Raw genomic sequence first — 22,081 nt, forward strand, 5'->3', positions numbered from 1 at the left:
TAATTAGCGGTTGTATGTTGTAAAATCTTTATGTTCTTTATTTACCAGTGCCTCAGCTGGCAGGCTTTTGAAGTAGGCGTAAGTAATTTTCAAACCTTCTGCACGACTCACTTTAGGCTCCCAGTTCAACAAGGCTCTCGCTTTGGTAATATCTGGTCTGCGCTGTTTAGGGTCATCTACTGGCAAGTCTTTGTAGATGACTTTTTGCGTAGTTCCGGTCAGCTTGATAATTTCTTCAGCAAACTGGCTGATCGTAATTTCATCAGGATTTCCAATGTTTACAGGTTGTGCGTAATCACTTAAGAGTAAACGGTAAATACCTTCTACCAGATCGTCTACGTAACAGAAAGAACGGGTTTGTGAACCATCACCAAAAACAGTCAGGTCTTCCCCTCTCAGGGCCTGGCCAATAAAAGCTGGCAATACACGGCCATCATTCAGACGCATTCTTGGCCCATAAGTATTAAAGATACGGACGATGCGTGTTTCAAGTCCATGAAAAGTATGGTAAGCCATTGTCATCGCTTCCTGGAAACGTTTAGCTTCATCATAAACACCTCTTGGGCCTACAGGGTTTACATTTCCCCAATATTCTTCTGGCTGAGGGTTAACGCTTGGATCACCATATACTTCTGATGTAGAAGCAATAATCATCCTTGCTTTTTTATTTTTTGCGAGTCCAAGCAGGTTATGTGTTCCTAATGAACCTACTTTAAGGGTCTGGATAGGTATTTTAAGATAATCTATCGGACTTGCAGGTGAAGCAAAATGAAGGATATAATCCAATTTGCCGGGTACGTATACAAATTTAGAAACATCATGATGAGAGAACTCAAAGTTCTCTAAAGCAAATAAATGCTCAATGTTCTGAAGGTCACCTGTAATCAGGTTATCCATCGCAATAACATGATAGTCTTCTTTAATAAACCGGTCACATAAATGCGAACCCAGAAATCCGGCTGCTCCGGTAATCAATACTCTTTTACGCTCCATTAATCTATTAGTTTACGGCCTATGCTGTTATAATAATATCCCAAATCAATCATCTTCTGTAAATCGTATAAGTTACGACCATCAAAAATAACTTTATTCGCTAGTTTCTCTTCCATTCTTTCAAAATCAGGATTGCGGAAAACTGACCATTCTGTAGCAATTAGCAGGGCATCAGCGCCCGCCAATGCCTCATATTGGTTTGGTGCGTAGCTAACTTTATCTCCAATCTGAGCTTTCACATTTTCCATTCCTTCAGGATCAAAAACGGTAACTGTTGCTCCGTGTTTAATGAGTTCATCAATAATGTATAAAGCTGGTGCTTCACGGATATCATCTGTCTCTGGTTTAAATGCAAGTCCCCATAAGGCAAAGTGTTTTCCTTTTAAATCGTCTTTATAATAACTCAATAGTTTATTAACCAGTACGGTTTTCTGCTTTTCATTGATTTCCATCACTGCTTTCAGAATTTGGAAATCATATTGATTCTCTTCGGCCGATTTAGCCAGTGCTTGTACATCTTTTGGAAAACAAGAACCTCCATAACCTATACCTGGGAAAAGAAAACGTTTACCAATTCTGCCATCAGAGCCTATTCCTTTTCGGACGGCATCTACATCCGCTCCTACCAGTTCACAAAGGTTAGCCACTTCATTCATGAAAGTGATCTTTGTAGCCAGAAATGAGTTTGCAGCATATTTAGTTAGTTCTGAAGAACGTTCATCCATAAATAGAATCGGATTTCCCTGACGTACGTAAGGTCCGTATAATTCGGCCATTAGTTTCTGGGCGCGTTCGCTTCTTGTACCGATCACTACACGATCTGGTTTCATGAAATCTTCTACTGCCACGCCTTCACGCAGAAATTCAGGATTAGAAACCACATCGATCTGGATTGCGGTATGTTCAGCGAATACAGCTTGTACTTTATCTGCTGTCCCAACCGGAACGGTAGATTTATTGACAATAACTTTGTATTCAGTAACCAGTTTGGCAATGTCCTTTGCGGCTCCCAGAATATAGGAAAGATCTGCTGCACCGTCTCCACCGGGAGGCGTCGGCAATGCCATAAAAATAATCTGTGCAGAAGCGACTGCCACCGCAAGATCGGTTGTAAAGGTTAATCTTTTTTGCTCAATATTTCTAAGGAATAATACATCCAGTCCTGGTTCGTAAATAGGTATTTCCCCATTTTGCATTTTCAGAACCTTTGCTTCATTGATGTCAACACAAATTACAGTATTACCTGTTTCAGCAAGACAAGTCCCTGTTACAAGCCCTACATACCCTGTTCCGATTACGGCAATTTTCATATAGATATTTTAAAATATATTTAACTCGTTTAAATTAATAACGCCTTGGTTCATTCGGTCATCCAAATTTCAACAGGCCCTCAGATACATAACACTAAAGCCTAACGACTTAACATATAATCAGAAAATTTTAAATTTTAATCAAGTATCTTCGGCTAAGATAATAAATAAACAACAAAATGCTTTTGCTTTATAATTTTGGTATCGCGCTTTACAGAGTGATTATATTCATCGCTTCTTTATTTAACCAGAAGGCTGAATTATTTCGGAAAGGCAGAGAAAACATCTTTAATTTTATCGAAACCAAGGTAGATGGAAAACAGAAACATATCTGGTTCCATTTTGCTTCTCTGGGTGAATTTGAACAGGGAAGAACTGTTTTAGAACAGCTAAAAAAGAGCTATCCTGCACATAAAATCATCGTTACTTTCTTCTCTCCTTCTGGTTATGAAATCCGTAAGAATTACGCGCTGGCAGATGGTGTTTTTTATCTGCCGCTGGATACCAGAAAGAATGCAAAACAGTTCATAGACCTTATTCAGCCTGAACTCGCGATTTTCACGAAGTATGAGTTCTGGTACCATTATTTCCAATTGCTGAGGGAAAGAAAGGTACCCCTGCTGATTATTTCAGGAATCTTCAGACCTGAGCAGTTATTTTTTAAATGGTATGGTGGTTTTTACCGCAGTATGCTTGATTGTGTAACTCACTTTTTTGTACAGAACACAGAGAGTGTAGAGTTACTGAGTGGATTAAATTACGATAATGTAAGTTTGAGTGGTGATACACGTTTTGACAGGGTAGCGGAAAATGTGCTGACGGTTAAACCTTTACCCTTGATTGAAAAGTTTTGCGGACAGGCCCCAGTTTTTATTGCAGGTAGTACCTGGCCTCAGGATGAGCAATTGGTGGTGCCTTTGCTTGCTGCTAATCCACAATGGAAGTTCATCATTGCGCCTCATGAAATTGGTACTGCACATATTGAACAGCTGATTAAACTGGTTCCGGGAGCACTGCGTTATACTCAATTGAATGATCAGCTTCCTCAAACAGACAGTCAGGTGATGGTAATCGATAATATTGGCTTACTTTCTTCGATTTACCAATATGGGAAGATCGTTTATATTGGGGGTGGCTTTGGTGTGAGTATCCATAATACACTGGAAGCAGCTGCTTTTGGTTTGCCCGTGATTTTCGGGCCTAAATACGATAAGTTTCAGGAGGCAAAAGATTTACTTGTTTTAAATGCGGCAATTACGATCAAGTCGGCGGATGAACTTTCTGCAGCTTTTGAAAAGCTACAGAAAGATACAAATGCGGGGCCTGCGGCGAAAAAATATGTGCAGGATAAAACTGGTTCGACCAGGCAGATTTTAAGCTATCTGGAACAATATATTTAGTTGGAGTGATGGTCTTTAACCATTTTCACCAGGGCAGCAATCCATTGGGGATGATCGTTCAGGCTGGAAACCAACTGTACTTCTTCTCCTCCTAATTTTTTAAATTCTTCACCGTATTCTACTGTTACTTCGTAAAGTGTCTCCAGGCAATCTGCAACAAAAGCCGGGCAGAATACCAATAGTCTTTTTTTACCTTTTGCAGCTAGTTCTTTAAGGGTATCGGACGTGTAAGGTTGTACCCATGGTTCTTTTCCTAACCTGGATTGGAAACATACGGAATATTGTGTAGCCGGGATATTCAGTTCGGCAGCAATCAGCCTTGCAGTATCATGGCATTGCGCGGAATAACAGAATTTATTCACGTCTGTTAATGTAGCGCAGCAATCAGGACTTTTAAGACAGTGCTGACCGGAGTGGTCACATTTTTTAAGCTGACGCTCTGGTAAGCCGTGGAAACTGAATAAGATCTGATCGTAAGTTTCTGGCTTATATTTTTTCGCGTTGTCAGCAAAGGTACTGATCATCATCTCGTTATCATGGAACGAGTTTACGAAAGATACTGGTGGAATAGTTTGCCATTTACCAACAATCTCCATTACTTTCTGGATCACTGATCCGGTACTTGCTGAAGCATATTGAGGAAATAAAGGAATAACCTGGATACTTTCTACCAGTCCGGCTTTCATTCTTTCCAGGGCAGCTTCGATGGACGGGCTTTGATAGCGCATAGCCAGTTCTACATGGTATGCTGAACCTAGTTGTTCCTGAACTAATGCAGTTTGTATTTTACTGTAATATAAAAGGGGTGAGCCATTTTCATCCCAGATTTCTTTATAAAGTTTAGCAGTTTTCGGACTACGGAAAGGTACAATAACACCTTTTACTAATAATGTCCTGCTCAATGTGCCAATGTCAATTACACGTTCATCCATCAAAAACTGATCAAGATATTTACGCACATCTTTTACTTCCGGACTATCCGGAGTTCCCAAATTCACTAATAATACACCCTTTTTTCCCATAGTTTATGTAAAGAAACAACCCAGATAATAACCGGAGTTGCTTTCTGCAGCAAATATACATTATGCTTGATTTGCCTTAGAACGGCTTTTGAATAATTACTTTTTAATGATGAACGGTTTTCTGGTTAAAAAGACTCTAATCTGGCTTTAACCTGCTCCATTAACCACATTGGGGTAGAGGTAGCTCCGCAAATACCAATTTTATCGTTTACACTAAACCAGCTCATGTCCAGTTCCTCTATATTGGAGATGAAATAAGAGTGTTCATTGTATTTTTTACATACATCATAAAGGACTTTTCCGTTAGATGATTTTTTACCGGATACAAAAATTATCCTGTCATAATTAACCACAAAGTTCTCCAGGTCTTCGTAACGGTTAGAGACTTGTCTGCAAATCGTATCATTGGCTTTTACCTCATAGCCGCGGCTTAATAGCTGTTCTTTAATATGATAAAATTTATCTGTGCTTTTAGTGGTCTGACTGTAAAGGGTAAATTTGCCGGGTAAATCTACGTCATCAAGTTCGGCCAGATCCTGGAAAACAATGGCATTACCATCGGTTTGTCCTTGTAAGCCGATTACTTCTGCATGACCGTGTTTTCCGAAGATCAGGATCTGCTCTTTATCATCATAGGAGTTTTTAATCCTGTTTTGCAGTTTTAAAACAACCGGACAGGAAGCATCAATTAAAATCAGGTTATTTTCCAGGGCCAGCTGATAGGTAGAAGGCGCTTCTCCATGTGCTCTGATCAGTACCTTTTCATTACGGAGCTGCTGTAATTGTTCGTGGTCAATAATCCGCAAACCTTTATCGGTTAAACGTCTTACTTCTTCATCGTTATGCACAATATCACCAAGGCAGTATAAATAATCTTCTTCAGCTAAAATATCTTCAGCCATTTCTATAGCATATACTACCCCGAAACAGAATCCTGAGGCTTTATCTATGGTAACGGCTAAATCGTATTTCATATTCTTTATTTTCACTTGATACTACAAAATTACGCAAAAAGAGTTTCATATCAATAACAGTTATTTTTATATCAATACTAATTATTTTTTGCGCGGCTGAAAGATCCTGACCGAAATTGCCTGTAGTAAAGAGATGACAAGAAAAAACATTTGAACGGGATGAAGCAAAATGTTCCAGATAGCGTTTTGTCCGGATAGGAAAGAAATCATAATTCTACTCAGAAAAATGAGCCCCACCGGAAGAATAAGTAACCTGTAATCGTAATCAGCAAGGATATAAAGTGGGCCTCCTATAATTAACAGCAAGTATAAAAGGGCTACGAAGCTATTATTACCAAAATTTCTTAACAGGCGCTGACCTGTTTTTTGTATTAAATCGTTTTGGTATTCAGATACGTAGCTATAAATCAGTTTATTTCCAACCAGAGTTTCCGCTTTAAATTTTTCTTGTTTAACGGCTTTAACGATTTCCAGCGCTTCGGGTATCTCCCCTTTCATCCGACGGTGCCATTCGTATTTTTTATAGGTAGCGGCATCAAAGAACATACATTGGTTTGTTCCTGCAGAAAATGCAGGACTGGAAAAAAGACGGATGAGCCTTAGCGGGATTAAATTCAGGAGTACAAAATTATTTAGCGGCAGCAAACAATAATTGAAAAATCCACTAATAGATTGGGTAGGAATGATGTTGAGGAGCGTCAGGTTAAAAACTTTAGTCCGATAGATCAAACTATTGATCAATCCATCACAAATGATGGTATGGGTACCTAAAAAAAGAAAATATTCACCGGTGGCTTCATCTTCCACTGCACCAGTTTTCTGCTTCCTGAAGTTAAAGCGATGGTCGGCTGCACAGAAACTGGCCAGCTCTGCCGATTGATCTGCATTTTCATTGCGCTGGATAATAACTTCGATGTCGTAGTAGTCTTGTGCTTTAAGTGTGTGGAGCAGTTCCAGTAAAACTGTGGTATCGGGCGCAGCTTCAATCAATATCGACACCTTGTCATCGAAGTGCCTGCCGTAAATACTCAGTTTAGGGTTAGACAGGAAATTAAATAAGGTTACAGAGAACCGAAGGACGAGGAAAATAAGAATGATATAGATTATGGTGAGTATAAGCATACTAGCTTAAATAAACACCATCCTCCTGCCCTGCTACGTCAAGAATTACATCTACATGCTCTTTTAACACAGTAGCCATCTGCAAACCTACGAAATCAGTTGCTATCGGGTATATTTTATGACTTCTGTCTACCAGCACTACGGTACGGATCTTTTTGTGCGGGGTATTCAGGAATACACCAAATCCATAAGCCAGGGTTTTTCCGCTATTTAATACGTCATCAACCAGGATGATCACTTTATTTTTCACTTTAGCTGGTTCCAGGTCAGTTGTTGCTTTAAGGCAGCTGTTCTCTTTTTCCAGATCAATTCTAAGCATAGTCACCGTCAGATCAGAGATTTCCTCTAAAACAGTTTTCAGTCTGAGGGCAAGTTTATAGCCTCTGTCCCATATGCCTGCAAGTACAATTTCCTTCTCATTTAAATTGTCCTCCAGGATCTGATAAGCCATACGGTTAATTTTCTGCTGAATCTGTTTTTTATCTAAAATAAGTAATTGTGAATCGGCCATCTAAATTATGATTGTTTTAAGGGACAAAAAGAAGGATTTATTATCTCAACCAAATATCAGAAAAATAATTTCAAAATGATGCAACGTTTACGAGGTCTGTGCGTCTAATTTACATAAACCAATAAAACCAAGATGATGAAATCGAACTTTTTACTCAAACCAACATTGCTTTTACTGATCACTGCTTCTTTCAGCGCATTTACTTTAAAGGCTCAAAATACTAAAAACGTAGCCTTAAGTAATGTTTCAGGAGTAAGTGTCCATGCAGGAATTGACTTATTTATTACCCAGGGCAATACGGAATCTGCTAAAATAGTAGCCAATAGTAATGTTATCGATGAGGTCGTGATCGAAAATAACGGAGGAAATGTAAGAGTGAGCTGGAAAGAGAATCACGGTTCAAGCTTTTTGAAAAACAAAAGTGCCAAAGTGTATATCACTTATAAAAAATTAAATAGTATAGCTGCAAGCAGCGGAAGTTCCTTAAAGACTGAAAATACTTTAAAGACCGATGCTTTAGATGCAAAGGTCTCTTCTGGCGCAAGTATGACTGCAAGTATCGTTTGTAGGGATCTCCAGATAAAATCGAGTAGTGGCGCTTCATCTTCTTTTTCCGGAACTGCATCCAATCTTGATGTTAAAGCAAGTTCTGGTGCTGGTGTGAAAGCTTTAGACCTAAAGACTGACTACGCAAATGCAACGGCGAGTTCTGGTGGAGATATTGAAATTAATGTGGCAAAAGCATTGGAAACTACTTCAAGCAGTGGTGGTAGTATCAATTATAAAGGAGGGGCAAGTTTAAAAAACAACTCTTCCAGAAGTGGTAATGTGAACAGGATCAATTAATTTTTGAGTTTTTAAAAGCAAACCCCTGACCTATTTGCCATTGGTCAGGGGTTTTTTATTGATTTTATATCTTTATTACTTTTTATAAGGGTAAAATATGAAATTGGCTCCTTCAGGAACAATGACAAATACACACATAAAGTCTTCTGGCTTTTTATAATTCTTCAGGAAGAGTTCTTTAAGCTCAGGTTTTATGATCCCTTTTTCTATAAATTCTTCAACCATCGAAGCCTGAATATTCCAATTGGTATTCAATTCTTCTTTGTTTAAAATCATCTCTCCTATAGATACTGTATGCTGGTGTGCAACAAATATCGGATTCTGAGATACTCCTTCAGCAATAATCTCCAACGCAATTTCTCTGATAGATTCTGCATAAAGTTCCAGATCTTTTTCCAGGCTAACCAACGGGCTGACCTTTTTTTCAGTTTTCCCTTCTTCAGGCTGTTGAGGCAATAACTCTTCTATATCCATCTGTGCTAATTTATTTGATTAGATTTAATAAGACAACATTCTCTACATGTTGTGTGTGTGGAAACATGTCAACCGGTTTAATACGGCTTACTTCATATTTCTCTTTCAATAAAGCCAGATCTCTTGCTTGTGTGGCTGCATTACAGCTTACATAGACAATTTTCTCAGCTTCCATTTCCAATAATCTTTCGACTACATCGGTGTGCATTCCTGCACGTGGCGGGTCAGTAATCACAACATCTGGTTTACCATGTGCTGCAATAAAATCTGTCGTCAGGATATCTTTCATGTCACCTGCATAAAAAACAGTATTTTCGATACCATTCAACTCTGAGTTGAATTTAGCATCTTCTATAGCGGTGGGTACGTATTCTACCCCGATAACTTGTTTTACACTGCCCGCGATAAAGTTAGCAATGGTCCCTGCTCCGGTGTAAAGGTCATATACCAGTTCATCGCCTTTAAAGCCTGCGAATTCTTTAGTGATTTTATAAAGCTCGTGTGCTTGCAGGGAGTTGGTCTGATAAAATGATTTCGCTCCGATCTTAAATTTAAGCCCGTTCATTTCTTCGAAGATGTAGTCTCTTCCTGCATAAGTGATCACATCCTGATCAAATATAGTATCGTTTTTTTTCTGATTAAGAATGTAAAGCAGGGAAGTTATTTCAGGGAAGTTAACTTTCAGGTGCTCCATTAATCCATTCACCTGTTCTGGTTCTGCATAAGCAAAAACAACTACAACCATAACTTCTCCTGTAGAAGAAGTACGGATGATCAGATTTCTCAGGCTTCCTTCGTGGTTACGCAGGTCGTAAAAACTTAAGTCGTTTTTAAGCGCATAGGCCCTTACTTCATTTCTTAGCGTGTTTGATGGTTCTGCCTGCAGATAGCAATGCTGAATGTCAAGAATTTTATCAAAACGCAAAGGAACGTGGAAACCGAGTGCATTCATTTCCAGATCCTCACGATCTGTCATATCCTGGGCGTTTAACCAGCGTTTGTTGGAGAAAGTATATTCAAGTTTATTACGGTAATATTTATTTTCAGCAGAACCTAAAATTGGTTCCATTGAAGAAGTATCTACTTTTGCAAGACGCTGCAGGGCTGCTTCAACATTCTTTTGTTTGAAGTGCAGTTGCGCATCATATTGCATGTGTTGCCATTTACAGCCTCCACAAGTACCAAAATGCTCGCAGAATGGATCTGTCCGCAGGTCCGAAGCGGTATGCAGTGTTTCAATTACTGCTTCTGCAAAATTCTTTTTCTTTTTTACGATTTTGACATCAACGATATCGCCTGGTACGGCTTTATCTACAAACACAACTAATTCATCTGCTTTGGCTACTCCTTTGCCTTCTTCAGCAATATCAATTATACTTAAATTGGGCAGGATGGTAACCGTTCCAGCTTTTCTATTTCTACTCATTCTGCTGCAAAGCTAAAACTTGTATTTAACAGTTCCTATTTTTTTTAGCTTCCTGAATAGTAAGATGATAAAATTACAACGGATAATCAGGGCACAAGGATTTTATCTGGATATAATTATACCCATCAGCATGGTGAAATTGACTGTTCAGCTTCCAATTCCGAAAACCTTCAGGATGATTCCTAAAAGGCCTCCGTCAAGGTTAAAGCTGACATCAAATTTCTCTTCTACCAGAATGGTAATTTCTAAAACCTCTTTGCTCATTGTAAATGATGTTACAAAGTAAATATAGAGGTTTATATACCGAAAACCAAATTGGTATACACGTTTGATATTAATAAATTATAAACAATTTATACGGTAGCTCTAAAGCGCTGCTTTAACCAGAAAGGGCAGCATTTCTTTTTGGAAGCTGACAAAGTTCTTACGCACGTCTGAGTCACTTACAGAGGTAAAGGCGAAGGAGAAGACGATACTTTTACTTGCTTTTAGTAAAAATGCAAGTCCTTCTCTTCTGGATGGATTATTTTTAAAATGATCCAGGCCCAGATAGGCGGAAAGCAGTAAGGATTCCAGCTGGTCTGAAAGATGTTTAAGAAACTCTTGTGAATTGGCATTTTCCCTGACAAAGTCCCATCCTATAAATTCGTTGCAAACGGTATAGGTGAGCCTGCAGGTTTTCATAACCAATGCTTTCAGGTGTTCTTCTTCATCTACAAACTGGGCTTTATTTTTTAATATTTCATGCAAATTAAGGTCAAGATAATCCATCAGAATAGCATCTAATACTTGTTCCTTGCTTTCAAAATATTTATAAATGGTTGCTTTGGCTATTCTTGCCTTTTTTGCAATCTCATTTACGCTGGTCTTATGATACCCGTATTTCCTGAATAGTTCTTTGGCAGCTCTAATGATGCTCTCTTTAATTTTTTCTGGTTCCATCAATTAGTGACTCGGTAACTGTTATTTCCTGAAATGGTTATATTATATGTTCTCAATGCTGTTTTAGCAGGTGCTTTTGTTGGGGTTCCGTCTATCAGTGAGAATTTCGCACCTGAGCATGGATCAACTACATTATAGGGATTTTCTATAGTTACTGCGCACTTGTTTTCCGGATTTACGGTACTACAACGGTCAAACGCCTTATAACTATATCCCCCACTACCATCAAGACTTACATTGTAGGCAATGATCACTCCTGCAACCCCACCATTAATTAAAATTGCGCCGTTCGCTTTCAGGTCTGATAATTGTCCGGGACTAAAGGAACCGATAATATCAACACCTATATTAGGTACCATGTTCGTTTGCTTTCCACACGCGGAAAATAAAAAAAGGACTAAAAGAAGGCCTGCAATTTTTCTCATAGATAGGTTTTAAATCAACGAAGTTTTAAATTGTTTCAGGAAACGCTGATCGTTTTCTGAGAATAAGCGTAAATCTTTGATCTCAAATTTCAAGTTCGCAATTCGCTCGATACCCATACCAAATGCAAATCCACTATATTTTTTACTGTCAATACCACAGTTTTCCAATACATTCGGATCTACCATACCGCAACCCAATATTTCTACCCAGCCACTATATTTACACAATTGACAGCCTGCTCCTTTACAAATGGTACAAGAAATATCCATCTCTGCAGAAGGTTCTGTGAACGGGAAATATGAAGGACGGAAACGCACTTTAGTACCTTCACCGTATAATTCCTGTACGAAATAGAATAAGGTTTGTTTTAAATCTGCAAATGATACATTCTCATCTACATACAATCCTTCTACCTGGTGAAAGAAACAGTGCGCTCTTGCAGAAATTGCTTCATTACGGTAAACACGTCCTGGCATTAATGCTCTGAAAGGCGGTTTCCCTGCTTCCATCATCCTCACCTGTACAGAAGAAGTATGTGTTCTTAAGGCGATGTCACCATGCTCTCCGCCTTTTTTGATAAAAAAGGTATCCTGCATATCTCTTGCCGGGTGTTCTTCAGGAAAGTTTAAGGCAGAAAAGTTGTGCCAGTCATCTTCTATTTCAGGGCCCTCAGCTACAACAAATCCAAGTTTACTGAAAATATCAACAATTTCTCTTCTGACTAAAGCAAGCGGATGACGCGCCCCCACTTCAAAACCTGCACCAGGAAGTGTTAAATCCAGGCCAGCATCTTTTCTGGTCAGTTCTGTTGAGTCTTGTTCTTTAAGTGTCTGATACTTTGCTTCTGCAAGTTGTTTGAACTCGTTTAGTACCTTTCCAAGCGTTCTCTTTTCTTCAGGAGATACAGCCTTAAATTCATCAAAAATATCTTTTATAATTCCTTTAGTTCCAAGGAATTTTATTCTGAACTGTTCTAATTCGTCTGCGTTTTCCGTAGAAAAAGCATTTATTTCCGTAGTATATTCTGTAATCTTAGCTTGCAACATAATGCCAAATATACAGCTATTTCATTAATATCTTAATAACCGGCAAATGCGAATTATTTTTGACGTTAAAACAAGAAGCCGCCATTCCCTTAACGGAAATGGCGGCTGGTCTTTAGTATATATAGAATAGACTAAGAAATAACTTTTAATTCTTTACCCACTTTAATAAAGGCAGCAATTGCTTTGTCTAAATGGTGTTGTTCATGCCCCGCAGAAAGCTGTACTCTGATACGCGCTTTGCCTTGAGGAACAACAGGATAGTAGAATCCAATTACATAAATACCTTCTTCCAGCATTTTCGCTGCAAATTCTTGTGCAAGTTTAGCGTCGTATAACATCACTGGCACAATTGGGTGAATACCTTCTTTGATATCAAACCCTGCTTCTGTCATTTTCTGACGGAAATAAAGTGTATTGTGCTCTAATTTATCTCTTAATGCTGTACTTTCATTTAACAGGTCCAATACCGCAACTGAAGCGCCGGCAATTGCGGGAGCCAGCGTATTAGAGAATAAATAAGGTCTTGAACGCTGACGAAGCATGTCAATAATTTCTTTTTTCCCTGCTGTAAAACCTCCGGAAGCACCGCCTAGTGCTTTACCTAAAGTACCTGTAATAATATCTATTCTATCAATTACGCCACAGTGCTCATGAGTTCCTCTTCCTGTTTTCCCCATAAATCCGGAACAATGAGATTCATCAATCATCACTAGTGCTTCATATTTATCTGCTAAATCACAGATCTTATCTAATTGTGCAATAGTGCCATCCATAGAGAATGCGCCGTCTGTAACAATAATACGGTGACGGCAGGAAGCTGCTGCTTTTAACTGCTCTTCCAGATCTGCCATATCACTATGTTTGTAACGGAAACGTTTTGCTTTACATAAACGCACACCATCAATAATAGAGGCATGGTTCAGTTCGTCAGAGATAATCGCATCCTGATCGTTAAATAAAGGTTCAAATACTCCTCCATTGGCATCAAAAGCGGCTGCATATAGTATAGTATCTTCGGTACCTAAGAATTCGGATAGTTTTTGCTCTAATTCTTTATGTACATCCTGAGTTCCACAGATAAAACGGACAGAAGACATTCCATAACCATATTTATCAATTGCAGCTTTCGCAGCAGCAGTTACTCTTGGATCCGAAGACAACCCCAGGTAGTTATTGGCGCAAAAATTCACCACTTCCTGACCAGTACTTACTTTGATATCAGCTCCCTGAGGAGTGATGATTACTCTTTCCCGTTTGTATAACCCGTCTTTTTCTATTTGTTCTAATTCCTGTTGAAGAACAGGTTGCAGTGTTTTATACATATATGCTAGTTATTTGATGCTTCCAAAGTTATAAAAATATCAATTTAGAAGCCGTTTAATTTTAGTCTTGTCCCGGTTCATGTATAAAACCTGAAATTAACTACTGTACAATTGCTGTTTCAGCGATAAAGTAACAAGAATGTTTAAATAATAATTCAGGGAGCATACTTTAAAAGAATTTTATTTCTTATCTTGCAATAAATTATAAAGTAATGATAATTTAAGTTAACTTTATAAACTGTATTAAATTAACAATTATTTTCCCCAATTAAATAAATGACTGATAACCAAAGAAAACATTTCGGAGCCAGATTGAAAGAAATCCGGTTGGCGAAGAAAATGACGCTTCAGGAATTCTATAGTCCGATAGCCAAACATGTAAACAACTTCTCGCCTATAGAAAATGGCTCCAGAATGATTGGTAAAAGGCTCGCAGAAGATGTGATTAAACATTATCATATCAATGAAAGCTGGCTGGCAACTGGTATAGGAAAAATATATTCAATAGATGAATTGCTCAGAGAAACTAACCAGCTTAACGCTGAACCTGAGGAAGGTGTCCCTTTTATTAATGTTAATCCTTCAGATTTTTCATCCGAAGAGCTTAACTTTTTAAAGGAAAAGCCAGAGTATTATGTAAACTTCCGCCCTTTTAATGATTGTGATGCCTATTTACCAGTTTATGGGGATAGTATGGTCCCAAAATATTCGAGTGGCGAAATAATTGCTATCCGGGAAGTCGTGAACAAAGACATTATTCAATGGGGAGAGGCTTATTTAATTATGGCCGATGAAAGCGCCAATAACATTACGACTGTAAAATTACTGTTTGAGCATGAGACGCCAGGTAAAATTGTATTGCGAGCTGCAAATGCCGATTATAAAGGTGATACGATTCTGGATAAACAGGCTATTAACCGGTTATTCATTGTTAAAGGAAAGATTACCAGGAATCAGTTGTAGGATAGGATCTGGGACTTCGACTGGTTATGTGACAATTGTCTCTTGAGTCTTCAAAGAGAATTATTGTATCTTTGTCTGTACATTTTAAACTAAAAAAGGCTTTATGTCAATAACATCAGCAGATGAATTATTAGGAATGCAACGTGTAAGTGATGCTGTTGCAAATACACTTAAACAAATGCGTGAATTCGCTCAGCCAGGTATATCAACCAAAGAACTGGATGAGTTCGGCGGAAAAATATTAGCTGGCTATGGTGCGAAATCTGCCCCTAAATTAACTTACGGATTTCCTGGATGGACTTGTATTAGTATTAACAATGAGGCTGCTCACGGTATCCCATCTGAAGAAAAAATACTTGCGAATGGTGACTTGGTCAATATAGATGTATCTGCTGAACTTGATGGATTCTGGGCTGACAATGGAGGCTCTTTTGTCTTGGGAGAAGATATAAATAATCATCAGCCATTGGTAGATGCTTCGAAAGATATTCTTTATAAAGCAATCAGCAAGATCAGAGGTGGTGTTAAGATTGCTGATATTGGCAGGTTAATAGAAACTGAGGCAAGGAAACATGGTTTTACTGTAATCCGTAATTTAGCTGGACATGGTGTTGGCCGTAGTTTGCATGAAGCACCAGATTGTATTTTGAATTGCTATGATAAATACAATACGCAACGATTTAAGAAAAATTCTACGGTTGCGATAGAGACTTTTATTGCTACAACTTCAAATATGGCTGTTGAACAGGCAGACGGCTGGACATTGAAAGGAAATAAAGGTGGTTTTGTTGCGCAACATGAACACACTATACTAGTGACAGATGGAGTTCCTGAAATTCTGACCAGCGCTAATAAAATATAATTAAAGTATTTAGGCCTTAGCCTTATAGGGATGTACTGCAGTACATCCCTTTTTTTTGGACTTTTCAGGATTAATTCATTAAATTAAAGGTGCTAAAAAATTTATAATGTTCTCAAAATAAAAGACTTATGGTAGTGAAAAACTTAATTATTGCTTTCTTAATAACGCTAACCCTGGTTTCTTGTCACAGTGCAGATCATAAAAGTATGACGTTAAAGAATAATGAAGAACTTGTAAGGCTTTATTTTGACCATTTTAATAAGCATGACTGGACAAAGATGGCAGCTTTGTATGCTGAAACCGCGGAGTTCAAAGATCCTTCTTTAGGAAAGGGAACTGTGACTCAAAAAAGGGAACAGACTATAAAGAAGTATAGTGAATTAAGTGTGCAGTTTCCAGATGTTAAGGACAGTATAGTGAATATTTATCCTTCAGGGGATAAAAATATAATTGTAGAATTTGTTTCTAGCGGAACAGCACCTGACAATTCTAAATTCGAATTACCTGTTTGTACCATCTTTACTATTGAGAATGGATTAATTACAAGGGACTTCACTTATTATGATAATTTCCAGGAATAGTAAGCTAAATAAACTTCTATCTTAACAAAAAACAGAAAGATTTTAATCAGAAAATTATGGGTTTTTCAAAGGCGATAATTGCCATTAAAGGGAATCATCTTGATCATTTAGAAAAGGTAGCTGCGATTTTAAATTATTTTGACGGGGTTGATGATCTGGAAGTACTGGAAGAATTATCAGCAACAGCAAAATATGAAAATGACTGGACTTTAATTACGGATGAAGAAATAGTTTATGTAGTCGAGGATGATTTGATTGGAGAGTTGTCACAGGAACTGGATACTGTGGTATACACGTTTACAGCACAGACAGCTTCTGCAAGTTATGGTTTTAGTTACTTTGAGGGGGATAAGAACCGTATTTTCTTAGTCGAAGATGGTGACATGATTACAGATGAGGGGGAAAGTATTGCAATTGAAAAAGATCAGGAGATCAGCAAGGATATTAACGAAGAAGACATTGTAGCTTTAGCAGGGAAATTGAGTATTAGTCTGGAAGAAGCTTAAAACAAGAAAGGGATGTTCCATCCAGACACATCCCTTTTCTAACCAAATATAAACCTGTATGAACGGGTTTTTCTTTTCTGTATCTGAAACAGATACACAGTATTATCTATATAAAAATTGAGCCAGTTTAAAAAAATACTTATTTCTTCTGTATTAAATGGGAAATAGCCCCTAACTGACCTGATTATGAACGCATTCGTATGATTATAAGGTCTAAATGACCTGTTTACTACTCAAATATCGCGAAAACAATCAGTTTCAATCTGATAATTAACAATTTTTAACAATACTGGGTCACCAATTATAATTACCATACGAAATCGAAGAATTAACGTTACTCAAAACCAATTATTATAATTATTCTGCGGAAACAGTAAGTCCTGACACTAATTCAATATATAATCCTTTTCAGGAATTGGTGTTTTAACTTCACGCTCAGAAAGTTCCAGTAAAGTATTTTCTATCATCCTGCAAAGTGAATTCAAAGCAAGGTCGTTTGGTTCAAATCCAAAAGGATCTTCCAGCTCATCCGCAACAGCTTCTAAAGCAACAAAAGTATAGGCTATAAAAGAGACAATAACAGGCATCATCCAGCCTAAACTATCTACAAAACCAAATGGCAATAGGAAGCAGTAAATGTAAACAGTACGGTGAAGTAATACTTTGTAAGTATACGGAATGGGTGTGCTGGCAATTCGCTCGCACCCTCCCAGAATATTTGATAATTCACTTAAATTCTGGTCAAAACTGACAGTAAGAATGGAATCAAAGTCTCCCTTTAATCTATGCTTTTTCACCCAGAGTCCCATTTCTTTGATCAGCATAGCAGGTTTATAAATTGCTGGTTTCAATTTATCCGCTAAATTTTTACCTGAGATTTCAGCAATATCATTTGTAGCATCTGTATGGCGTAATTGATGCTTCAGTGCGTAAGTAAATGAGATCAGCAAATCTACAAAATCGTTAATTTCTTCCTTATCTTCTGTTTGAACAAGAGTCTGCGCTTGCCGGGTTAAGGAACGTGTTGTATTCAACAAGGAGCCCCAGAGCTTTCTGCCTTCCCAAAATCGATCGTAACTAACATTATTTCTAAAACCAAAGAAGATAGCAAGGGCAATTCCAAAAAGTGTAAATGGACCAGGGTTCAGCTGTATTTTATAGTTAAAAAATGAGCCGCGGAAATAAACTATGACAATGGAGATGAACAACAAAAGCAATAATCGAAAGAGAATCTGAGGTAACACAGATCCTTTCCAGATGAAAAGCATTCTTAGCCAGTTTTCCTTTTTCCTGATAATCATAAGTTCTGATTTTAATTTTTTCTATCTTCTATCTGTCGCAATGAAGTAATTCGGATCCTCCAGAATATTAACTTCAATTACGGTTGCTGCATCTTGTAATAAACTCCTGCAATCTGCACTCAGATGTCGCAATTGCAAAGTCTTGTTAGCTTCAAAATACCTTTTTGTTAATTTATGAATAGCGTCTATGGCAGACATATCCGCTATTCTGCTTTCTTTAAAGTCTATTACTATATGCTCCGGATCTGAAGAAATATCAAACTGTTCAGTGAACGTCGTGACCGATCCAAAAAATAAGGGGCCAAATAGCTCGTAATGCATTACTCCTGCTTGATCTGTATATTTTTTGACACGTATACGTTTAGAATTATCCCAGGCAAAAAAGAGCGCTGAAAGAATTACCCCGATCAATACGGCCAACGCCAGATTGTGCAGCCAAACCGTAATTCCAGCAACCATTATCCCCACAAAAATGTCCTGTTTAGGCATTTTGTTTATAATTCTGAAACTCATCCACTCAAAGGTGCCTATTGCAACCATCACCATCACCCCCACCAATGCTGCCATGGGCACTCTTTCAATAATTGGTGCACCCCAGATAATAATTATAAGAATCGTAAAAGCAGCAACAATACCCGATAACCGGGCTCTTGATCCCGCAGAAAGATTGACCAGGGTTTGGGCAATCATCGGGCAACCTCCCATTCCGAAAAAGAAGCCATTTAACATATTAGCGCCGCCTTGTGCAATGCACTCCTTACTACTATTTCCTTTTGTTCCGGTAATTTCATCTACCAGGTTCAGTGTAAGTAATCCTTCGGTCAATCCTACACCTGCCATAATCAGCGCAAATGGAAAGATTATACTGAGCGTATTCAGGTTAAAAGGAATTGCTGGAATGTGAAAGGGAGGAAAACCACCGCTTACCGCAGCAATATTTCTTACAATCTTAGTATCAATCCCCAATGTCAATACGATAACAAATACAACTATGATAGCGACAAGCGAAGAAGGAACAGCTTTAGTTAGTTTAGGCAGTAAAATGACAATGGCTATAGTCAAAGCAACTAAACCCAGCATAATCCAAAGTGGGTTCCCTGATAGCCATGCCGAATGTCCATTAATTACAGTTTTAAACTGCTCTAGCTGTGACATAAAGATAATAATAGCAAGGCCGTTTACAAATCCGAACATTACTGGTTGAGGAACAAGCCTGATAAATTTACCCAGCTTAAAGACTCCTACCAGAATTTGAAATATTCCAGCTAATGCAACCGCAGCAAAGACGTATTCTATACCGTGAGATTTCATAAGTGAAATCAATACAATTACTGTTGCACCTGCACCTCCCGATACCATACCTGGCCTTCCGCCAAAAACAGCGGTAAACAGCCCCATAATAAAGGCAGCATATAAGCCTGCTAAAGGTGGAAATCCACCAAGAATAGCAAAGGATAAGGATTCAGGTATCATGGTCATAGCGACCGTTAAACCGGCAAGAATTTCTACTTTATAATCAATCTTTTGTGAAAAGTCGAAAAGATTTAGTTTTGACATCATTATAAGTCAAAGCTAATCAATAAAATTAAAATGAATAGCCAATGGCTCTTCAAGATCAGGGAAAAGCAGGAAATATTAAGGAAGACAAGTTATATTGCTCAGAAATGAGTCTTTGTCTTTCAACAGATGTTGTATTATGGGAAGTAGAGGCTGCCATTAAAAAATGGCAGCCTCTACTTAATGACTTTAGTAGATTGATTATGTGTATTCGGGTTATGATTTTTTTTCTTGGTGATTTTGTAAGTTCCTAAAATAAGCATCGAAGCTGCTACTACTGTAAAAAGGAAATAAAATGATCTCTTATCCATACATTAAAAATTTAAATTGAAGATGTGCAAAACCTGTGCCTATTCTGATTTGCAGGAGAAATTCTATTCTGAATGAGAAGCGGAAGAATTAGAAGAGCAAATGGTAAGGCACTGATTGTTAACCCTAATTTAAAAAAAATTAAGAATAATAACAAATAATTCAACAAAAATCAGAAAATTTATTTTGGCAAAGGAGAGGTCTGATCAGCATCAATCGCCTGCCAAATCATATCCTTTAACTCCACAAGCCCTTTTTGTGCAACTGAAGAAATAAATACTGAAGGAATATTTGCAGGAAGATCTTTCTTAATTTCCGCTACCAGCTCATCATCCAGCATATCAGATTTAGTGATCGCCAATAAATGAGGTTTTTGCATTAACTCCGGATTGTAGTCAAGCAATTCTGATTTAAGAATTTCGTACTCTGCTGTGATCGTTCTGTTGGTATCTGCAGGAACCATAAATAAAAGTACAGAGTTACGTTCAATGTGACGTAAGAAACGGTATCCTAAACCTTTTCCTTTGGATGCACCTTCAATAATTCCAGGAATATCGGCCATGACGAATGATTTATTCGCACGGTAAGACACAATCCCAAGATTAGGGACAAGTGTTGTAAATGGGTAATCAGCGATTTCAGGTTTTGCTGCTGAAACGACAGAAAGTAAAGTGGATTTTCCAGCATTCGGAAATCCAACTAAACCAACGTCAGCTAAAACTTTTAATTCAAGCACAACCCATTGTTCGGTACCTGACTCTCCAGGTTGTGCGAAACGTGGCGTCTGCAAAGTTGAAGTTTTAAAATGCCAGTTTCCAAGACCTCCCCTGCCTCCTGCTGTCAGGATTTCAGTTTGTCCGTCTTCGGTAATTTCAAAAAGATCTTCTCCGGTTTCAGCGTCTTTAGCGATAGTTCCAAGAGGAACATCAAGGTATTCATCTTTACCAGACTTACCTGTACTTGTAGAACTTGAACCAGGCCCGCCATCGGTAGCAAGAATGTGCTTGCGATATTTTAAGTGTAAAAGGGTCCAGAACTGAGCATTACCTCTCAGGATAATATGTCCACCTCTACCACCATCACCACCATCCGGACCACCTGTTGAGGTCATCTTATCACGGTGTAAATGCGAAGAACCTGACCCTCCTTTTCCTGAACGGCAGCATATCTTAACATAATCTACAAAATTCGAACCCTGTGACATAACCTTTTATTTTTTCTTACCAATAAAAATAGCGGGAAGAACTTACATCCGTCCCGCTATTTTATTATATTATTTTAATTAATATTTATCAAGCACTTCGCACAACTCAGCAAAGATCTCATCGATCTGGCCTATGCCGTTTACTTTTCTTAATTTGTTCTGTGCTTCATAATAAGGCAAAACATGAACTGTTTTGCTGAAATACTCATCAATACGCTTTTGTAACTTATCTGCATGATCATCAACTCTGTTGGTTAATTTCTGACGTTCGGCAATCCGTTTTGTCAGTTCAACCTGGTCAACGTCCAATGCAATTACAACTGCGATAGAACTGCCTTTACTGATTAAAAACTCATCTAATGCCGCTGCCTGAGCTACTGTTCTCGGGAAACCGTCAAAGATAAATCCTTTAGCTCCAGGATTCTTATCTACTTCTTCTTCCAGCATAGCAATCGTAATCTCATCCGGGACAAGTTGTCCGTCTGCTATAAGCGCACTCACTTGTTTGCCAAGCGGGCTTTGATTAGTGATGTGTGCTCTGAAAAGATCACCTGTAGAAATATGTATCAATTGATAACGATCAATCAATTTTTGTGATTGGGTGCCTTTACCTGCACCCGGTGGGCCAAAGAGAACAAAATTTAGCATTTGGGTTGTCTTTAAAATTTTAAAAGCCTTTCCGCAATTTGCTTAAGGCTTTTCAGTTGATTATATTAGCTTCTAAAAAAAAGAGATTTAACCACTGAAAACAATTTATTTATTTTTGTTAATTTAAATCACATTAATCCCTGACTATATCCTCAGTAAAAGCACTGAATAAACAAGAAAAGGTTTAAGTTATAAATCAGCCTTAGCCAAAAAGACGAGCCTTTTGTTCCAATTGACCATTTTTCTTCAGAAGAATTCAGTGCCATAAACAAGAAAATTTCTTCTCTTTATTACAGGTAACCGTAAATCTTTTCAAGGCTGCAAATATATAATTAT

24 protein-coding genes are annotated in these 22,081 nt (G+C 38.0%); 7 read left to right on the plus strand and 17 right to left on the minus strand.

Annotated features, from left to right (window positions below; genetic code table 11):
* Nucleotides 1-3 precede the first annotated feature (3 nt).
* Both ABIB30_RS13750 and ABIB30_RS13755 read right to left on the minus strand, forming a co-directional pair.
* Nucleotides 4-993 carry a UDP-glucuronic acid decarboxylase family protein gene (locus ABIB30_RS13750; protein ID WP_068406929.1) on the minus strand — a complete coding sequence of 330 codons (990 nt, stop codon included), beginning with the start codon at nt 991-993 and terminating at the stop codon, nt 4-6.
* A complete protein-coding gene (locus ABIB30_RS13755) occupies nt 993-2,303 on the minus strand; it encodes a UDP-glucose dehydrogenase family protein (protein ID WP_354302915.1) in 1,311 nt (436 codons plus the stop codon). The genes ABIB30_RS13750 and ABIB30_RS13755 overlap by 1 nt, the downstream gene beginning before the upstream one ends.
* 179 nt (nt 2,304-2,482) lie before the next feature.
* Between ABIB30_RS13755 and ABIB30_RS13760 the strand changes: the two genes are divergently transcribed.
* On the plus strand, nt 2,483-3,703 hold the full coding sequence (locus ABIB30_RS13760) for a 3-deoxy-D-manno-octulosonic acid transferase (protein WP_354302917.1): 1,221 nt from the start codon (nt 2,483-2,485) through the stop codon (nt 3,701-3,703).
* Here ABIB30_RS13760 and hemH read toward each other — a convergent pair.
* From hemH to ABIB30_RS13780, 4 genes are all read right to left on the minus strand, one after another.
* Nucleotides 3,700-4,725 carry a ferrochelatase gene (gene hemH, locus ABIB30_RS13765; protein WP_354302919.1) on the minus strand — a complete coding sequence of 342 codons (1,026 nt, stop codon included), beginning with the start codon at nt 4,723-4,725 and terminating at the stop codon, nt 3,700-3,702. The two genes, ABIB30_RS13760 and hemH, sit on opposite strands and share 4 nt — an antisense overlap.
* 125 nt (nt 4,726-4,850) lie before the next feature.
* The gene (locus ABIB30_RS13770) at nt 4,851-5,699 is read right to left on the minus strand and encodes a 4-hydroxy-3-methylbut-2-enyl diphosphate reductase (protein WP_354302921.1); all 849 of its coding nucleotides are present in this window, start codon (nt 5,697-5,699) and stop codon (nt 4,851-4,853) included.
* An 81-nt stretch (nt 5,700-5,780) separates the two neighbouring features.
* Complete coding sequence (locus ABIB30_RS13775; protein ID WP_354302923.1) at nt 5,781-6,821, minus strand: glycosyltransferase family protein; 1,041 nt, start codon at nt 6,819-6,821, stop codon at nt 5,781-5,783.
* A 1-nt stretch (nt 6,822) separates the two neighbouring features.
* Nucleotides 6,823-7,332 carry a phosphoribosyltransferase family protein gene (locus ABIB30_RS13780; RefSeq protein WP_354302925.1) on the minus strand — a complete coding sequence of 170 codons (510 nt, stop codon included), beginning with the start codon at nt 7,330-7,332 and terminating at the stop codon, nt 6,823-6,825.
* A 132-nt stretch (nt 7,333-7,464) separates the two neighbouring features.
* Here ABIB30_RS13780 and ABIB30_RS13785 point away from each other — a divergent pair, with 132 nt between their 5' ends.
* Nucleotides 7,465-8,178 carry a head GIN domain-containing protein gene (locus tag ABIB30_RS13785; protein WP_354302927.1) on the plus strand — a complete coding sequence of 238 codons (714 nt, stop codon included), beginning with the start codon at nt 7,465-7,467 and terminating at the stop codon, nt 8,176-8,178.
* 75 nt (nt 8,179-8,253) lie between these two features.
* On the opposite strand, the gene ABIB30_RS13790 is transcribed toward ABIB30_RS13785, so the two are convergent.
* The 7 genes from ABIB30_RS13790 to kbl form a co-directional block, all read right to left on the minus strand.
* Entirely contained in the window at nt 8,254-8,652 is a 399-nt protein-coding gene (locus ABIB30_RS13790) for a hypothetical protein (RefSeq protein ID WP_068406903.1), read from the minus strand.
* Nucleotides 8,653-8,662: 10 nt separating this feature from the next.
* Nucleotides 8,663-10,078, minus strand: coding sequence for a 23S rRNA (uracil(1939)-C(5))-methyltransferase RlmD (rlmD, locus tag ABIB30_RS13795; protein ID WP_354302929.1), 1,416 nt, complete (start codon nt 10,076-10,078; stop codon nt 8,663-8,665).
* Nucleotides 10,079-10,225: 147 nt separating this feature from the next.
* On the minus strand, nt 10,226-10,342 hold the full coding sequence (locus ABIB30_RS13800; protein WP_354302931.1) for a phenylalanyl-tRNA synthetase subunit alpha: 117 nt from the start codon (nt 10,340-10,342) through the stop codon (nt 10,226-10,228).
* Nucleotides 10,343-10,444: 102 nt separating this feature from the next.
* Nucleotides 10,445-11,020 carry a TetR/AcrR family transcriptional regulator gene (locus tag ABIB30_RS13805; RefSeq protein WP_068406893.1) on the minus strand — a complete coding sequence of 192 codons (576 nt, stop codon included), beginning with the start codon at nt 11,018-11,020 and terminating at the stop codon, nt 10,445-10,447.
* Nucleotides 11,020-11,379, minus strand: coding sequence for a Rieske (2Fe-2S) protein (locus tag ABIB30_RS13810; RefSeq protein ID WP_354302933.1), 360 nt, complete (start codon nt 11,377-11,379; stop codon nt 11,020-11,022). Before ABIB30_RS13810 ends, ABIB30_RS13805 begins: the two co-directional genes overlap by 1 nt.
* A gap of 75 nt (nt 11,380-11,454) precedes the next feature.
* Nucleotides 11,455-12,492: a phenylalanine--tRNA ligase subunit alpha gene (gene pheS, locus ABIB30_RS13815; RefSeq protein ID WP_354302935.1), complete on the minus strand. Its 1,038-nt coding sequence runs from the start codon at nt 12,490-12,492 to the stop codon at nt 11,455-11,457.
* Between the two features lie 131 nt (nt 12,493-12,623).
* Entirely contained in the window at nt 12,624-13,814 is a 1,191-nt protein-coding gene (gene kbl, locus ABIB30_RS13820) for a glycine C-acetyltransferase (RefSeq protein WP_354302937.1), read from the minus strand.
* Between the two features lie 276 nt (nt 13,815-14,090).
* Between kbl and ABIB30_RS13825 the strand changes: the two genes are divergently transcribed.
* The 4 genes from ABIB30_RS13825 (at nt 14,091) to ABIB30_RS13840 (ending at nt 16,726) form a co-directional block, all read left to right on the plus strand.
* Entirely contained in the window at nt 14,091-14,777 is a 687-nt protein-coding gene (locus ABIB30_RS13825) for an XRE family transcriptional regulator (protein ID WP_354302939.1), read from the plus strand.
* 103 nt (nt 14,778-14,880) lie between these two features.
* Complete coding sequence (gene map / locus ABIB30_RS13830; protein ID WP_354302941.1) at nt 14,881-15,639, plus strand: type I methionyl aminopeptidase; 759 nt, start codon at nt 14,881-14,883, stop codon at nt 15,637-15,639.
* Between the two features lie 128 nt (nt 15,640-15,767).
* Nucleotides 15,768-16,220 (plus strand): nuclear transport factor 2 family protein, encoded by a 453-nt coding sequence (locus tag ABIB30_RS13835; RefSeq protein WP_354302943.1) that lies wholly within the window; start codon nt 15,768-15,770, stop codon nt 16,218-16,220.
* A 56-nt stretch (nt 16,221-16,276) separates the two neighbouring features.
* Nucleotides 16,277-16,726: a hypothetical protein gene (locus ABIB30_RS13840; RefSeq protein ID WP_354302945.1), complete on the plus strand. Its 450-nt coding sequence runs from the start codon at nt 16,277-16,279 to the stop codon at nt 16,724-16,726.
* Between the two features lie 386 nt (nt 16,727-17,112).
* Here the strand turns inward: ABIB30_RS13840 and ABIB30_RS13845 are convergent, their stop codons facing one another.
* The gene (locus tag ABIB30_RS13845; protein WP_354302947.1) at nt 17,113-18,027 is read right to left on the minus strand and encodes a bestrophin family protein; all 915 of its coding nucleotides are present in this window, start codon (nt 18,025-18,027) and stop codon (nt 17,113-17,115) included.
* Nucleotides 18,028-18,048: 21 nt separating this feature from the next.
* Nucleotides 18,049-19,587, minus strand: a complete 1,539-nt coding sequence (locus ABIB30_RS13850) for a SulP family inorganic anion transporter (RefSeq protein ID WP_354302949.1) — start codon at nt 19,585-19,587, stop codon at nt 18,049-18,051.
* A 41-nt stretch (nt 19,588-19,628) separates the two neighbouring features.
* Between ABIB30_RS13850 and ABIB30_RS13855 the strand changes: the two genes are divergently transcribed.
* A complete protein-coding gene (locus ABIB30_RS13855) occupies nt 19,629-19,838 on the plus strand; it encodes a hypothetical protein (protein WP_354302950.1) in 210 nt (69 codons plus the stop codon).
* A gap of 236 nt (nt 19,839-20,074) precedes the next feature.
* Here the strand turns inward: ABIB30_RS13855 and obgE are convergent, their stop codons facing one another.
* Together obgE and ABIB30_RS13865 are read right to left on the minus strand one after the other, a co-directional pair.
* Nucleotides 20,075-21,097: a GTPase ObgE gene (gene obgE / locus ABIB30_RS13860; protein WP_354302952.1), complete on the minus strand. Its 1,023-nt coding sequence runs from the start codon at nt 21,095-21,097 to the stop codon at nt 20,075-20,077.
* A 78-nt stretch (nt 21,098-21,175) separates the two neighbouring features.
* Nucleotides 21,176-21,745, minus strand: coding sequence for an adenylate kinase (locus tag ABIB30_RS13865; RefSeq protein WP_354302954.1), 570 nt, complete (start codon nt 21,743-21,745; stop codon nt 21,176-21,178).
* Nucleotides 21,746-22,081: the final 336 nt, after the last annotated feature.

The sequence above is a fragment of the Pedobacter sp. UYP1 genome (genome assembly GCF_040547305.1).
In the GTDB taxonomy this organism is placed as follows: Bacteria; Bacteroidota; Bacteroidia; order Sphingobacteriales; family Sphingobacteriaceae; genus Pedobacter.